The following is a 15,597-nucleotide window of genomic DNA, read 5'->3' as shown; positions in this document are numbered from 1 at the left end:
GCCCCGCCCTGCCCCCAGGAAGGAACCGCGTTCATGATCGTGATCGCCCATCTGAGCGACATCCACATCGGCGCCACTCCCGACGCCGTCGCCCGCGCCGACAGGGTCATGCGTTACCTGGACGCGCTGCCCCAAGACGACCTGGACGCGGTGCTGGTGACCGGCGACATCGCCGACCACGGGCTGGCCGAGGAGTACGAGCGGGCGCGGAGGGTGCTCACCTCGCGTCACGTCGTACTGACCTGTCCGGGGAACCACGACGTGCGGGCGGAGTACCGCCGGGTCCTGCTCGGCGAGCCCGAGCCCCGGCCGGGGCCCGTCAACCAGGTGCGGCGCACCTCCCGCGCGATCTACGCCATGTGCGACTCGTCCATTCCCGGTGAGAACGCCGGGCGGCTGGAGGAGGAGACGATCGCCTGGCTCGAAGGGGTGCTGGAGGGCGCCGACCTGCCGGTGTTCGTGGCGTTCCACCATCCGCCGGTGACGCTGCACAGCCCGCCGCTGGACGCGATCAGGCTGCACCGGCCACAGTGCCTGGAGGCGTTGCTCGCCGGCCGCGCGGCCGTGCCGGCCGTGCTGACCGGCCACGCCCACACGCCGGCCGCCACCACGTTCGCCGGCCGGCCGCTCCTGGTCGCGCCCGGCGTCGTGTCCACGGTGCGGCTCCCGTGGGAGGGAGGCACGACGCTCGGCAACTGCATCGACTACGACCTGCCGCCGGCGCTCGCGTTCCACGTGCTCGACGACGACGGCCGGATGACCACGCACTACCGCGTCGTGCCCTGATCGTGGGGAGGGCGGCGCCGCCCTCCCCCACGGCTCGGCGTTCCGCCGGCCGGACGTCGCCGAGCGCGCCGGGACGTCGTAGGGGAGAAGTCGCACGCCAGGTCCGCGAACCCCGTCAAGGGCGGGCGCACGTGACCCGACCGTAATCCGGAGGGCCCTTGACGACACCCGTTGTTAACGTTCACAGTCGGGGCCAGATCGGCAAAGGAGCGTGGCGGCGGAACTCGCGTCCGCCGGCTCGCGGCGTGTCAGGCAGGAGAAGGTGACCGGCGGGAAAGCAGGAGGCGCTGGCGGCCGTACCGGGGTGTTAGCGCTCACATAGGAAGGGACTCCCACGTGTTGAAGAGGATCTCGGCGCTGGTGCTCGCCGGGCTCACCGCGATGGCGGTGGCGGCGTGCGGCAGCAGCGGCAGCGGCAGCGAGAGTGGCAGTGACGGCGGCGGCTCCGGCGGCGGAGACGACTCGATCACCATGGGCTTCTCCCAGGTCGGCGCGGAGAGCGGATGGCGCACCGCCAACACGAAGTCCGTGCAGGAATCCGCCGCGAAGGCGGGCATCACGCTCAAGTTCTCCGACGCCCAGCAGAAGCAGGAGAACCAGATCAAGGCCATCCGCTCCTTCGTCCAGCAGAGGGTGGACGTCATCGCCTTCTCCCCGGTGGTGGAGTCGGGCTGGGACACGGTGCTCAAGGAGGCCCAGAACGCGAAGATCCCGGTCATCCTGACCGACCGCGCGGTGGACTCGAAGGACACGACCCTCTACAAGACCTTCCTCGGCTCGGACTTCATCGAGGAGGGCAGGAAGGCCGGCCAGTGGCTGGTGGAGGAGTACAAGGACGCCACCGGCACGGTGAACATCGTCGAGCTGCAGGGCACGACCGGCTCGGCGCCCGCGAACGACCGCAAGGAGGGCTTCGCGGAGGTCATCGGGGCCGACCCGAAGTTCAAGGTCATAGCCTCGCAGACCGGTGACTTCACGAGGGCCAAGGGCAAAGAGGTCATGGAGGCCTTCCTGAAGTCGAACCCGGACATCGACGTGCTCTACGCCCACAACGACGACATGGGCCTCGGGGCGATCGAGGCGATCGAAGGCGCGGGAAAGGTTCCCGGCCAGGACATAAAGATCATCACCGTGGACGCCGTCAAGGACGGCATGCAGGCGCTCGCCGACGGGAAGATCAACTTCATCGTCGAGTGTTCCCCGCTGCTCGGCCCGCAGCTGATGGACCTGGCCAAGAAGGTCGTCAAGGGCGAGCAGGTGCCCGCCCGCGTGGTGACCGAGGAGACGACGTTCACCCAGGAGCAGGCCAAGCAGGTCCTGTCCACCCGCCAGTACTGACCGCCCGGCCGGGGCCGCCCCGGCCCTGGCCCACCTGCGAAGGGGGAGGGCGTATGGCCGTACCCGCGCCGGTCCTGACGATGAGCGGGATCGGCAAACAGTTTCCGGGCGTCAAAGCCCTGGACGGCGTGGACCTGCGGTTGTCACCCGGAGAGGTGCACGCGCTCATGGGAGAGAACGGCGCGGGCAAGTCCACGCTGATCAAGGTGCTCACCGGCGTGTACCCCGCCGACACGGGCACCATCGAACTCGACGGCGCCGGCGTGGCGTTCGGCAGCCCCCTGGAGGCGCGTCAGGCCGGCATCAGCACGGTCTACCAGGAGGTCAACCTCTGCACGAACCTCTCGGTCGCCGAGAACATCCTCATCGGCAGGGAGCCGCGCCGCCTGGGCCGCATCGACTGGAGACGCATGCGGGCCAGGGCCGCCGAACTGCTGTCGCGGCTGGAGCTGAGCCTGGACGTGGCGGCGCCGCTGTCGTCGTACTCGCCGGCGATCCAGCAGATGGTGGCGATCGCGCGGGCGCTCGACGTCGACGCGAGGGTGCTGATCCTCGACGAGCCCACGTCCAGCCTGGACGCGGGCGAGGTCGAGCAGCTCTTCATGGTGATGAGGCGGCTCAAGGAGGAGGGCATCGCCATCCTCTTCGTCTCCCACTTCCTCGACCAGATCTACGAGATCTCGGACCGGATGACGATCCTTCGCAACGGCCGGCTCGTCGGCGAATGGCCGACCAGCGAGCTCAGCCAGGTCCAGCTCGTCGCCAAGATGATCGGCCAGGAACTGGACGCGCTCGAACGCCTGCACGGCGCGGCCCGGGTCTTCGACCGCCCGCTGGTCGAGGCGCGCGAGCTCGGCAGGGCCGGCGCCATCGAGCCGTTCTCGCTCACCGTCCACGAGGGCGAGATCGTGGGCCTGGCCGGTCTGCTCGGCTCCGGCCGTACGGAGATCGCGCGGTTGTTGTTCGGTGCGGACCACGCGAGCACGGGCGAGGTCGCGGTCGGCGGGGCGCCGGCGTCGTTGCGCACGCCGCGCGCGGCCATGAACCACAAGATCGCGTTCTGCTCGGAGAACCGCAAGGAGGACGGGCTCATCCCCGACCTCACCGTGCGGGAGAACATCATCCTGGCCCTCCAGGCCACCCGGGGCTGGACGCGACCGGTGCCGAGGGACGCGCAGGACGAGCTGGTCGGCAGGTACGTCAAGGCGCTGCGGATCAGCCCGCCCGACCCCGAGCACCTCGTACGCGACCTCAGCGGCGGCAACCAGCAGAAGGTGGTGCTGGCCAGGTGGCTCATCCTGGAGCCGCGCCTGCTCATCCTCGACGAGCCGACCCGGGGCATCGACGTCGGCGCGAAGACCGAGATCCAGCGCCTGGTGGCGGAGTTGTCCGACGGGGGCATGGCGGTGCTGTTCATCTCGGCGGAGCTGGAGGAGGTGCTGCGGCTCAGCCACAAGGTCGAGGTGCTGCGCGACCGGAGGCTGGTGGCCGAGCTGCCCAACGACGACGAGCTGACCACGGACGTGCTCACGGAGACGATCGCGAGCGGAGGCCGGGCCTCATGAGACGGCTGCTCTGGCCGGCGGCGGTCCTGGTGCTGCTGCTGGCGCTCAACGTGTTCTTCACCCCGAGCTTCCTCGCGATCCAGGTCAGGGACGGCCACCTGTACGGCAGCCTGATCGACATCCTGCGGTTCGGGGCCCCGCTGATCCTGGTCGCGCTCGGCATGACGCTCGTCATCGCCACCGGGGGCATCGACCTGTCGGTGGGCTCGGTGGTGGCGATCTCCGGCGCCCTCGCGTGCCTGCGGATCAGCGAGGACGCCGGCGTGTCAGCGGCGGTGGCGCCGGCGCTCGGGCTCTGCCTGCTGCTGGGCGCGTGGAACGGGTTCCTCGTCGCGGGCGTCGGCATCCAGCCGATCATCGCCACGCTCATCCTCATGGTGGCCGGGCGCGGCCTGGCCCAGCTCATCACCGGCGGGCAGATCATCACCGTCAACGACGAGGCGTACAAGATGATCGGCGGCGGCTACTGGCTGACCGTGCCGTTCGGTGTGCTGATCGTCCTGGCTGTGCTGGCGATCACCGCGTTCCTGACCCGGCGACTGGCGCTGGGCATGCTCATCGAGTCGGTCGGCGGCAACGCCGAGGCGAGCCGGCTGGCCGGCATCAGGTCGCGCGGGATCATCGTCATGGTGTACGCGTTCGCGGCGCTCTGCGCGGGCGTGGCCGGACTGATGATCAGCTCGAACGTCTCCAGCGCCGACGGCAACAACGCCGGGTTGTGGATCGAGCTGGACGCCATCCTGGCCGTCGTGATCGGCGGCACGTCGCTGGCGGGCGGCCGCTTCTCGCTGGCCGGCACCGTGCTGGGCGCGCTCATCATCCAGACGCTGACCACCACCGTTTACTCGATCGGCGTGCCGCCGGAGACGACGTTGTTGTTCAAGGCGCTGGTCGTGACGGCGGTCTGCCTCATCCAGTCGCCGTCCTTCCGCGCAAAGGTGTTCCGCCGGCGGGGCGGAGCCGCCCCGCCGGCCGCCGTGGACGAGGAGAAGGTGCGGGTGCGCGAGGAAGTGCCGCCGGACGGAGTGCGGTCTTGAGCGGGCGGCGGCAGACGGAGACCGAGCCCGCCGTACGGAGTGAGGCGATGAGCACGATGACGCTGGGCCGGGCGGCCGTGCCCGTGAAGTACCTGCCGGTGCTGGTGACCGGCTGCCTGCTCGTGGCCATGTTCGTGGCCGGCGGGATCCGCTATGAGGGGTTCGCCCACGGGCAGGTGGTGCTCAACGTCTTCATCGACAACGCGTTCCTGCTGGTCGTGGCGGTGGGGATGACGTTCGTGATCCTCACCGGGGGCATCGACCTGTCGGTGGGATCGGTGGTGGCGTTGTCGACCATGGTCGCGGCCGGTCTGATGGCGGGGCCGGGGTGGCCTCCGTACGTGGTGATCCCGCTGGTGCTGGCGATCGGGTCGGGGCTGGGGCTGGTGACGGGGTACATCGTGCACGCCTTCGACATCCAGCCGTTCATCGTGACGCTGGCGGGCATGTTCCTGGCCCGGGGCCTGTGCTACACGATCGGGACCGACTCTATCCCGATCCAGGACGCCACGTTCACGGCGTTCGCCCAGACCAGGATCGACCTGTTCGCCGACCTGTGGATCTCGCCCAGCGTGGTGATCGCGGTCGTGGTGGTGCTCGTGGCGGCGTACGTGCTGCACTACACGCGGCTGGGCCGCTCGGTCTACGCGACCGGCGGCAACGAGCAGTCGGCGATGCTGATGGGCCTGCCCGTGGGCCGGACGAAGATCGCGGTCTACACGATCAGCGGCTTCTGCTCGGCGCTCGGCGGGGTGCTGCTGTCGTTCTACATGCTCTCCGGCTACGGCCTGCACGCGGTCGGCATGGAGCTGGACGCGATCGCGGCGGTGGTCATCGGCGGCACGCTGCTGACGGGCGGCAGCGGTTTCCTGTTCGGCACCGTGCTCGGCGTGCTGGTGCTCGGGCTGATCCAGACGATCATCAGCTTCCAGGGCACGCTCTCGTCCTGGTGGACGAAGATCTTCATCGGCCTGCTGTTGTTCGTCTTCATTCTGCTGCAGCGCCTCTTTTCGGCCCGTTCACGCCGCTGACCTGCGAGGAGACCATGTAGGAACGTTACCGGCCGGTTATGAGGGACCGTTGACAAGCCGTTTGTTAACGATAACAATCGGGCGGTGGTGACCGCGAGATCAGACCTTCTTCATCACGTTCCGTGAACAGAATCACCGCTCCATCGGCAGCCGGGGCGTCCAGCGCTGCCGTGACCCCCTTCGCGAGGAGATGACATGAGGTTGGGACGGATCGGGGGCGTGGTGTCCGCCATCGCGCTCGCCGTGACCATGACGGGCTGCGGGTCGAGCGTGAAGACCATCGACGCCGAGGCCTCCGCCTCCGCCGCGGCGGGCAACGCCGGCGCCCTCATCGGCGTCACGATGCCCACCAAATCGTCGGAACGCTGGATCCACGACGGCGACAACGTCAAGGCGCAGCTCGAGAAGCTCGGATACAAGGTCGACCTGCAGTACGCGGAGAACGACATCCCCACGCAGGCCAACCAGATCGAGAACCAGATCACCAAGGGCGCCAAACTGCTGATCGTCGCCTCGATCGACGGCACCGCGCTCACGAGCCAACTCCAGCAGGCCGCCGACAACAAGATCCCGGTCATCGCCTATGACCGGCTGATCCGCAACAGCCCCAACGTCGACTACTACGCCACGTTCGACAACTACAAGGTCGGCGTGCAGCAGGCGACCTCGCTGCTCAAGGGGCTCGGCGTGGAGGACGGCGAGAAGGGCCCGTTCAACGTCGAGCTGTTCGGCGGCTCGCCCGACGACAACAACGCCACGTTCTTCTGGAACGGCGCCATGTCCGTGCTCCAGCCGAAGATCGACGACGGCACGCTCGTCGTCAAGAGCGGCCAGACCGACTTCAAGACCGCCGCGATCCTGCGCTGGGACCCGGCCACCGCGCAGAAGCGCATGGAGGACATCCTCACCAAGACCTACACCGGCGGCACCAAGGTCGACGGCGTGCTCTCGCCGTACGACGGCCTGTCGATCGGCATCCTGTCGGCGCTCAAGAGCTCCGGCTACGGCCGCGGCGACCAGGCCTACCCGGTCGTGACCGGCCAGGACGCCGAGCTCGCGTCGGTCAAGTCGATCATCGCCGACGAGCAGTACTCCACCATCTTCAAGGACACCCGCGAGCTCGCCGCGCAGACCGTGAAGATGGCCGACGCCGTGCTCAAGGGCGGCAAGCCCGAGGTGAACAACACCAAGGACTACGACAACGGCAACAAGGTCGTGCCCTCGTACCTGCTCGAACCGGTGATCGTGGACAAGGGCAACTACAAGGACGTCATCGTCGGCAGCGACTACTACACCGAGGACCAGCTCAAGTAGGCCCCGGCGCCCCGGGGGCCGTCCGGGTGCCCGGGGCCTTCCGGCCTGTGAGCGAGGAATCATGACCGAGCAAATCTTGCGGATGAGCGGGATCACGAAGACGTTCCCCGGCGTCAAGGCGCTGCAGGACGTCAACCTGTCCGTACGGCGGGGCGAGATCCACGCCGTCTGCGGCGAGAATGGCGCCGGCAAGTCGACGCTGATGAAGGTGCTGTCGGGCGTCTACCCGCACGGCGACTACGAGGGTGAGATCACCTTCGAGGGACGGAGGTGCGAGTTCGGCGGCATCCGCGACAGCGAGCGCGCCGGCATCGTCATCATCCACCAGGAGCTGGCGCTCAGCCCGCAGCTGTCGATCGCCGAGAACATCTTCCTCGGCAACGAGCGTGCCAGGCGCGGCCTGATCGACTGGAACCGCACCAACTACGAGGCCGCCACGCTGATGAAGCGGGTCGGGCTGAGGGAGAACCCGACGACGGCGATCGCCGACATCGGCGTGGGCAAGCAGCAGCTCGTCGAGATCGCCAAGGCGCTGGCGAAGGAGGTGAGACTGCTCATCCTCGACGAGCCCACCGCCGCGCTCAACGACGACGACTCCGCGCACCTCCTCGACCTGCTGCGCGGCCTGCGCGACGAGGGCATCACCTGCGTGATCATCTCCCACAAGCTCAACGAGGTGACCGCGATCGCCGACTCCGTCACGATCGTCCGCGACGGCCGCACGATCGAGACCCTGGACATGCGGGCCGACCAGGTCACGGAGGACCGCATCATCTCCGGCATGGTCGGCCGCGCGCTCGACAACCGGTTCCCGCCGCACGAGCCGGCGATCGGCGACGAGGTGCTGCGCATCGAGGACTGGACGGTGTACAGCCCCAACCAGCCCGACAGAAAGGTGGTCGACGGCGCCGCGCTCTCGCTGCGCCGCGGCGAGATCGTCGGCCTGGCCGGTCTGATGGGCGCGGGCCGCACGGAGCTCGCGATGAGCGTCTTCGGGCGGACGTACGGCGTGCACATCACCGGCAGGATCTTCAAGGACGGCAAGCCGATCGAGGTCCGCAACGTCCAGGACGCCATCCGGCACGGCATCGCCTACGCCACCGAGGACCGGAAGAGGTACGGGCTCAACCTGATCGAGGACGTCAAACGCAACATCAGCGCCGCCGGGCTGCCCGGGATGTCGAAGCGCGGCTGGGTCGACGAGATGCGGGAATATCGCGTCGCCGAGGAGTTCCACAAGAGCATGAACATCAAGGCGCCCAGCGTGTCGAGCGTCGTCGGCCAGCTGAGCGGCGGCAACCAGCAGAAGGTCGTGCTCTCCAAGTGGATCCTCACCGAGCCCGACGTGCTCATCCTCGACGAGCCCACCCGCGGCATCGACGTCGGCGCCAAGTACGAGATCTACACGATCATCAACCGCCTGGCCGACCAGGGCAGGGCCGTGCTCGTGATCTCCTCGGAGCTGCCTGAGCTGCTGGGCCTGTGCGACCGCATCTACACCCTCTCCGAGGGGCGCGTCACGGGCGAGGTGCCGCGCCGGGACGCCACGCAGGAACGCCTCATGCACCTCATGACCAAGGGACAGGAGCAGCTCACATGAGCAGCATCACGCCCGCCGACGTGGAGGTCGGCGGCAAGGGCGACGGAGGACCGCCCCGGCGGCCGGGCCGGGTGTCGCTCGGCGGACTTTCGCTGAACCTGCGGTCGAGCGGCATCTACATCGCCTTCGCGCTGATCGTGGCGCTGTTCTCGGTGCTGACCGACGGCGCCCTGCTCACGCCGCAGAACATCTCGAACATCATCGTCCAGAACTCGTACGTGCTGATCCTCGCCATCGGCATGATCCTTGTCATCATCGCCGGGCACATCGACCTGTCCGTCGGCTCGGTGGTCGCGGTCACGGGCGGGCTGGCCGCGGTGCTCATGGTCAACATGAGCGTGCCCTGGCCGCTGGCCCTGCTGATCACACTGCTGGCCGGAGCCCTCATCGGGGCCTGGCAGGGGTATTGGATCGCCTACTTCGGCATCCCGGCGTTCATCGTGACGCTGGCCGGCATGCTGCTGTTCCGGGCGCTGACCCTGACCGTGCTCGGCAACCAGGGCATCGGCCCGTTCCCCGACCAGGTCCGCACCCTCGCCAACGGCTTCACCAGCGGCTATCTCGGCAACATCGGCCTCGGCGCGCTCGGCGGCGCCGACCTGTTCAGCCTGCTGGTCGCCATCGCCGCCGTCGCCGGCATGGTCGCCGCCCAGTGGCGCTCCCGCACCGCCCGCCAGGGGTACGGGCAGGTGGTCGACCCGATGGCGGTGTTCGTGCTGAAGATGGCGGCCGGCGCCGCGCTGATCCTCTTCCTCGTCGTGCAGCTGGCCCGGTTCAACAACCTGCCATGGGTGCTGGTCCTGCTGGCCGTGCTCGTGCTGGCGTACTCGCTGATGGCCAACAGGACGGTGTTCGGCCGGCAGGTCTACGCCATCGGCGGCAACCTCCAGGCGGCGGTCATGTCCGGCGTACGCGTCAAGTCGGTGGTCTTCTGGATTTTTGTGAACATGGGCGTGCTGTCGGCCGTCGCCGGGATCATCTTCGCCGGCCGGCTCAACCAGGCGGGTCCCACCGCGGGCAACGCCTTCGAGCTGGACGCCATCGCGGCGGCGTTCATCGGCGGGGCGGCCGTGCAGGGAGGCGTCGGTAAGATCGTCGGCGCGATCACCGGCGGCCTCATCATGGCCGTCATCAACAACGGCATGTCCCTGATCGGCTCGCCGAGCGAGCGGGTCATGCTCGTGAAGGGCGCCGTCCTCCTCGCCGCGGTGGCCTTCGACGTGTGGACCAAGCGCAGGGCGGGCGCCGCGCGTTAGCAGCGACCTGTCCGGCCGAGTGAAAGGAGAGACCGTGACGACCCCCAAGCGCCGTCTGCCGGTCATGGCCGACGTGGCCAAGGAGGCGGGCGTGTCGCACCAGACGGTCTCCCGGGTGCTCAACGACCACCCGAACGTCCGGGCCGACACCCGCGCCCGCGTGGAGGAGGCGATCATCCGGCTGGGCTACCGGCGCAACCTGGTCGCCCGCGCCCTGGTCACCAAACGGTCGAGGACGCTCGGCGTGGTGAGCTTCGACACCACGCTGTACGGCCCGGCCAGCACGATGTACGGCATCGAGCAGGCGGCCAGGAGCGCCGGCTACTTCGTCAGCATCGTCAGCCTGAAGTCGATCGACGCGGCCGGCGTGCGCGACGCCATCGACTACCTCGCCGAGCAGGGTGTCGACGGCGTGGTGGTGGTCGCCCCGCAGCGCTCGGCCGCGCGAGCCCTGGAGAACCTGCCGTCCGGCATGCCGGCGGTGGCGGTCGAGGGCACGCATGACGCGGACGTCGCGGTGGTGTGCATCGACCAGGTCGAGGGCGCCAGGCTCGCCACGCGGCACCTGTTGCGGCTGGGGCACGAGACCGTGTGGCACGTCAGCGGCCCGCCCGACTGGCTGGAGTCCGAGGGCCGGGTCCGCGGCTGGCGTGCCGCGCTGGAGGAGGCCGGCCGGGACGTGCCCGGGCCGCTGGCCGGCGACTGGAGCCCGCGCGCCGGCTACGAGGCGGGCAAGAGCCTGGCCCGGATGGACGGCGTCACGGCCGTCTTCGCGGCCAACGACCAGATGGCGCTCGGCGTGCTGCGCGCCCTCAGCGAGGCGGGAGTGCGCGTCCCCGACCAGATCAGCGTGGTGGGCTTCGACGACATCCCCGAGTCGGAGTTCTTCTCGCCGCCTCTCACCACGGTCAGGCAGGACTTCGGCGTGGTGGGCCGGCACTGCATCGAGGTGCTGCTGCGGCAGATCGACACCGGTCCCACCGCGTACGAGCGCCTGGTCGTACGCCCCGTCTTCGTCGTGAGGTCGAGCACCGCCCCAACTCGGTAGATGATGGGGATGCCCCCGGATAACCCCTGGAGTCCCATGTGAACGCTAACACCTACGTGGTCGGAGTGGACTTCGGCACCCTCTCAGGGCGTGCCGTCGTCGTCCGCGTGCACGACGGCGCCGAACTGGGCAGCGCCGTCCACGAGTACACCCACCACGTCATCGAGACGGAACTGCCCGGCTCCGGCGTACGGCTCGGCCCCGACTGGGCCCTGCAGTCGCCGCAGGACTGGATCGACGTGCTCAGGACCGCCGTCCCCGAGGCGGTCGCCGCCGCGGGCGTCGCGCCCGAGCAGGTGATCGGCATCGGCACCGACTTCACCGCCTGTACCGTGCTGCCCACCACCGCCGACGGCACGCCGCTGTGCTCCGAGACGCCCGCCGAGCCGCACGCCTGGCCCAAACTCTGGAAACACCACGCCGCACAGCCGCACGCCGACCGGATCAACGACCTCGCCGCGCACCGGGGCGAGAGCTGGCTGCCGCGCTACGGCGGCAGGATCTCCTCAGAGTGGGAGTTCGCCAAGGCCCTGCAGGTCCTCGAAGAGGCACCCGACGTGTACGCCAGGGCAGAGCGCTGGATCGAGGCCGCCGACTGGATCATCTGGCAGCTCACCGGCGTCGAGAGCCGCAACATCTGCACCGCCGGCTACAAGGGCGTCTTCCAGGACGGGCGCTACCCGTCGGAGGAGTTCCTCGCCGCGCTCGACCCCCGCTTCGCCGGGTTCGCCGCCAAACTCGCCACGGGGCAGGTCGGTGACCGGGCCGGCGGCGTCACGCTGGCCCCGCTCGGGGGCCTGGCCGGCCGGCTGACCGCGCCGGCCGCCGGATGGACCGGGCTGCCCGAGGGCGCCGCCGTGGCCGTCGGCAACGTGGACGCCCACGTCACCGCGGCCGCCGCGGACGCCGTACGGCCCGGACAGATGGTGGCCATCATGGGCACCTCGACCTGCCACATCATGCCCAGCGACCAGCTCGCCGAGGTGCCCGGCATGTGCGGCGTCGTCCAGGACGGCATCGTGCCCGGCCTGTGGGGCTACGAGGCCGGGCAGTCCGCGGTCGGCGACATCTTCGCCTGGTTCGTCGACTCCTTCGGCGCGGACGGGCACGAACAGCTCACGTCGCTCGCCGAGAAGCAGGCCGTGGGGCAGCACGGACTCGTCGCGCTCGACTGGTTCGGCGGCAACCGCTCGGTGCTCGTGGACCACAACCTCTCCGGGGTGATCGTCGGCCAGACGCTCGCCACCAGGCCGGAGGACGTCTACCGCGCCCTCATCGAGTCCACCGCGTACGGCGCCCGCATGATCGTGGAGACGTTCGCGAAGTCCGGCGTGCCGGTCGAGGAGTTCGTCGTCGCCGGCGGCCTGCTGAAGAACCCCTTCCTCATGCAGGTGTACGCCGACGTGCTGCGCCGCCCCCTCTCGGCGATCGGCTCCGACCAGGGGCCCGCGCTCGGCTCCGCCATCCACGCCGCCGTCGCCGCCGGCGCCTACCCCTCCATAGAGGAGGCGGCCGCGGCCATGGGCAAGCGCACGGAGGCCGCGTACGTGCCCGACCAGGCCCGCGCCGACGCCTACGACCGGCTCTACGCCGAATACCGCAGGCTCCACGACTTCTTCGGAGACGGACACATGCTGCACACCCTGCGCGCCATCAGGAACGAGGCGCACCCATGAGCCGCGAGGAAGCGCAGCGGGAGACGGCGGCGCCCGGCGACCGGGCCGCCGAGCGGAGCAGGACCATCGCCACCGTGGCGGACCTGCACGCCGAACTCGTGCGGTACAACCTGGTGGCGTGGACGGCGGGGAACGTGTCGGCGCGGATCCCGGGCGAGGACCTGTTCGTCATCAAGCCGTCCGGCGTCTCCTACGACGAGCTGAGCGCCGCGAACATGGTCGTGTGCGACCTCGACGGCGATCTCGTCGAGGGTGCGCATGCGCCGTCCAGCGACACCGCCGCGCACGCGTACGTCTACCGCAACATGCCCGACGTGGGCGGCGTCGTGCACACCCACTCCACGTACGCCTCGGCGTGGGCCGCGCGCGGAGAGGCCATCCCGTGCGTGCTGACCGCGATGGCCGACGAGTTCGGCGGGGAGATCCCGCTGGGCCCGTTCGCCCTGATCGGCGACGACTCGATCGGCCGGGGCATCGTGGAGACGCTCAAGGGCCACCGGTCGAAGGCCGTGCTCATGCGGAACCACGGGGTGTTCAGCATCGGCAAGGATCCCAGGGCCGCGGTGAAGGCGGCCGTGATGTGCGAGGACGTGGCCCGTACCGTCCACGTGGCCAGGCAGCTCGGCGAGCCGCTGCCCATCCCGCAGGACGACATCGACCGCCTCTACGACCGCTACCAGAACGTCTACGGACAGAGGAGCCCGCGTTGAACATCTGGTTTCTGACCGGCAGCCAGGGACTTTACGGTGAGGACACGCTGCGCCAGGTGGCCGAGCAGTCGCGGCGGATCGCCGAGCAGTTGCCCATGCCGGTGGAGTGGAAGCCGGTGCTCACGGACGCGGCGGAGATCCGGCGCGTCATGCTCGACGCCAACGCCGACGACTCGTGCGGGGGCGTGATCGCGTGGATGCACACGTTCTCGCCTGCCAAGATGTGGATCGCCGGGCTCGACGCGCTGCGCAAGCCGCTGCTGCACCTGCACACGCAGGCCGACGTCGAGCTGCCGTGGAGCTCCATCGACATGGACTTCATGAACCTCAACCAGGCCGCGCACGGCGACCGGGAGTTCGGTCACGTGCAGACCCGCCTGGGCGTGGCGCGTAAGACCGTGGCCGGGCACGTCAGCGACCCGTCCGTGGCCGGGCGCATCCTCACCTGGGTACGCGCCGCCCGCGGCCTGGCCGAGGTGCGCACGCTGAAGCTGGCGCGCTTCGGCGACAACATGCGAGACGTGGCCGTCACCGAGGGTGACAAGGTGGAGGCGCAGCTGAGGTTCGGCGTCTCCGTCAACACCTACGGCGTCAACGACCTGGTCGAGGCCGTGGACGCCGCCGCCGACGCGGACGTGACGGCGCTGGCCAAGGAGTACGCCGAGCAGTACGCCGTCGCACCTGAGCTGCTCGGCGAGCGTCACGAGTCGCTGCGGTACGCGGCGAGGATCGAGCTGGGCCTGCGCGGTTTCCTGGAGGCCGGCGGCTTCAAGGCGTTCACCACGAACTTCGAGGACCTCGGTGGCCTGCGCCAGCTTCCGGGCCTGGCGGTGCAGCGGCTCATGGCCGACGGCTACGGTTTCGGCGGCGAGGGCGACTGGAAGACGTCGGTGCTGCTGCGCACCCTCAAGGCCATGTCGCCCGGTGGCACCTCGTTCATGGAGGACTACACCTACGATCTGACGCCCGGCGAGGAGCTGATCCTGGGCGCGCACATGCTGGAGGTCTGCCCGTCGATCGCCGCCGGCACCCCGTCGTGCGAGATCCACCCGCTGAGCATCGGCGGCAGGCAGGACCCGGTCAGGCTCGTCTTCGACGCCGAGCCCGGCCCCGGCATCGTGGTCGGCCTGGCCGACATGGGCGAGCGGTTCCGGCTGGTCGCCAACGAGATCGACGTCGTGGCCCCGCCGCAGCCGCTGCCCCGGCTGCCCGTGGCCCGCGCGGTGTGGCGTCCCCGCCCCGACCTGCGCACGTCCACGGAGTCGTGGCTCACCGCGGGCGCACCCCACCACACGGTGTTGTCCACGGCCGTCGGCCGCGACGAGCTGACCGACCTGGCCGACATGCTCGGCGTCGAACTCGTGGTCATCGACGCGGGGACGACGACCGAGCGGTTCGCCAAGGAACTGCGCTGGAACCAGGCGTACTACCGCCTGGCCCAGGGGTTCTGACCGCCGGACCAAGGGCCCGGGGCGCGGGCGCCGCTCGCGCTCCCGGGCCCGCCCCGGCGAGATCGACCACGAACGGCTGTGGCAAGGTGAGGGCCGTGACGCTGACCAACTGGGCGGGCAACACCGCCTTCCGCGCTCGAAACGTGCACCATCCCACCTCCCTCGAGGAGCTCCAGCGGCTCGTCGCCTCCGGCGCCCACGTGCGGGCGCTGGGCAGCGCTCATTCGTTCAACAAGGTCGCCGACGCCACCGGCGACCTCGTGGTCCTGGACCGTATGCCCGACGCCGTGGAGATCGACCGCGCGGCGGCCACCGCCAGGGTGCCGGCGCGCATGACGTACGCGCGGCTCGCGCCCGTGCTGCACGAGGCGGGGTTCGCGCTGGCGAACATGGCCTCGCTGCCCCACATCTCGGTCGCGGGCTCGGTCGCGACCGGCACCCACGGCTCGGGGGAGGGCATCCCCAGCCTGGCCGCCGCCGTGTCCTCGCTCGACCTCGTCACCGCCGACGGCTCGCTGCTGACGCTCTCCCGCGGCGACGCCGACTTCCCCGGCGCGGTGGTGGCGCTGGGCGCGCTCGGCGTCGTCACGTCGCTCACGCTCGACCTGGTGCCCGCCTTCGAGCTGCGCCAGTACGTACGCGAAGGGCTGCCCGCGGACGCGCTCGGCGACTTCGACGCGATCATGTCGAACGGCTACAGCGTCAGCCTCTTCACCGACTGGCGCGACACCCGCGTCTGGCTGAAGCGCGCCGACGAGCTGACCAATGCCGACTGGTACGCCACC

Annotated in this window: 13 protein-coding genes; all 13 read left to right on the top strand. The window is 69.8% G+C overall.

Annotation, left to right across the window (positions count from 1 at the left end; translation table 11 throughout):
• The coding region (locus GUY59_RS41860) for a metallophosphoesterase (protein ID WP_330849289.1) at positions 1-786 on the top strand (786 nt) is incomplete at its 5' end.
• Between the two features lie 336 nt (positions 787-1,122).
• Complete coding sequence (locus GUY59_RS41855; protein ID WP_212746219.1) at positions 1,123-2,124, top strand: ABC transporter substrate-binding protein; 1,002 nt, start codon at positions 1,123-1,125, stop codon at positions 2,122-2,124.
• Between the two features lie 53 nt (positions 2,125-2,177).
• Positions 2,178-3,689 (top strand): sugar ABC transporter ATP-binding protein, encoded by a 1,512-nt coding sequence (locus tag GUY59_RS41850; RefSeq protein ID WP_138202056.1) that lies wholly within the window; start codon positions 2,178-2,180, stop codon positions 3,687-3,689.
• Complete coding sequence (locus GUY59_RS41845; RefSeq protein ID WP_138202055.1) at positions 3,686-4,726, top strand: ABC transporter permease; 1,041 nt, start codon at positions 3,686-3,688, stop codon at positions 4,724-4,726. Before GUY59_RS41850 ends, GUY59_RS41845 begins: the two co-directional genes overlap by 4 nt.
• Positions 4,723-5,757 carry a galactofuranose ABC transporter, permease protein YjfF gene (yjfF, locus tag GUY59_RS41840; protein WP_236668033.1) on the top strand — a complete coding sequence of 345 codons (1,035 nt, stop codon included), beginning with the start codon at positions 4,723-4,725 and terminating at the stop codon, positions 5,755-5,757. Before GUY59_RS41845 ends, yjfF begins: the two co-directional genes overlap by 4 nt.
• A 195-nt stretch (positions 5,758-5,952) precedes the next feature.
• Positions 5,953-7,071 (top strand): multiple monosaccharide ABC transporter substrate-binding protein, encoded by a 1,119-nt coding sequence (chvE, locus tag GUY59_RS41835; RefSeq protein WP_138202053.1) that lies wholly within the window; start codon positions 5,953-5,955, stop codon positions 7,069-7,071.
• A 61-nt stretch (positions 7,072-7,132) separates the two neighbouring features.
• A complete protein-coding gene (gene mmsA, locus GUY59_RS41830) occupies positions 7,133-8,671 on the top strand; it encodes a multiple monosaccharide ABC transporter ATP-binding protein (protein WP_138202052.1) in 1,539 nt (512 codons plus the stop codon).
• Positions 8,668-9,927, top strand: coding sequence for a multiple monosaccharide ABC transporter permease (gene mmsB / locus GUY59_RS41825; RefSeq protein ID WP_201761985.1), 1,260 nt, complete (start codon positions 8,668-8,670; stop codon positions 9,925-9,927). Before mmsA ends, mmsB begins: the two co-directional genes overlap by 4 nt.
• A 34-nt stretch (positions 9,928-9,961) precedes the next feature.
• Entirely contained in the window at positions 9,962-10,975 is a 1,014-nt protein-coding gene (locus GUY59_RS41820; RefSeq protein ID WP_442939080.1) for a LacI family DNA-binding transcriptional regulator, read from the top strand.
• A 56-nt stretch (positions 10,976-11,031) separates the two neighbouring features.
• Positions 11,032-12,651 (top strand): ribulokinase, encoded by a 1,620-nt coding sequence (gene araB / locus GUY59_RS41815; RefSeq protein WP_212746221.1) that lies wholly within the window; start codon positions 11,032-11,034, stop codon positions 12,649-12,651.
• Positions 12,648-13,361 carry an L-ribulose-5-phosphate 4-epimerase gene (locus tag GUY59_RS41810; protein WP_236668032.1) on the top strand — a complete coding sequence of 238 codons (714 nt, stop codon included), beginning with the start codon at positions 12,648-12,650 and terminating at the stop codon, positions 13,359-13,361. Before araB ends, GUY59_RS41810 begins: the two co-directional genes overlap by 4 nt.
• Positions 13,358-14,812, top strand: coding sequence for an L-arabinose isomerase (gene araA / locus GUY59_RS41805; protein ID WP_138202050.1), 1,455 nt, complete (start codon positions 13,358-13,360; stop codon positions 14,810-14,812). Before GUY59_RS41810 ends, araA begins: the two co-directional genes overlap by 4 nt.
• Positions 14,813-14,907: 95 nt before the next feature.
• A partial coding sequence (locus GUY59_RS41800) for an FAD-binding protein (RefSeq protein ID WP_161714987.1) occupies positions 14,908-15,597 on the top strand: 690 nt, incomplete at its 3' end.

The organism is Nonomuraea sp. K271 (genome assembly GCF_009908215.1).
Classification (GTDB): Bacteria; Actinomycetota; Actinomycetes; order Streptosporangiales; family Streptosporangiaceae; genus Nonomuraea; species Nonomuraea longispora.
The sequence above is the reverse complement of the archived record's forward strand: the minus strand, read 5'-3'. Positions and strand labels throughout refer to the sequence as shown.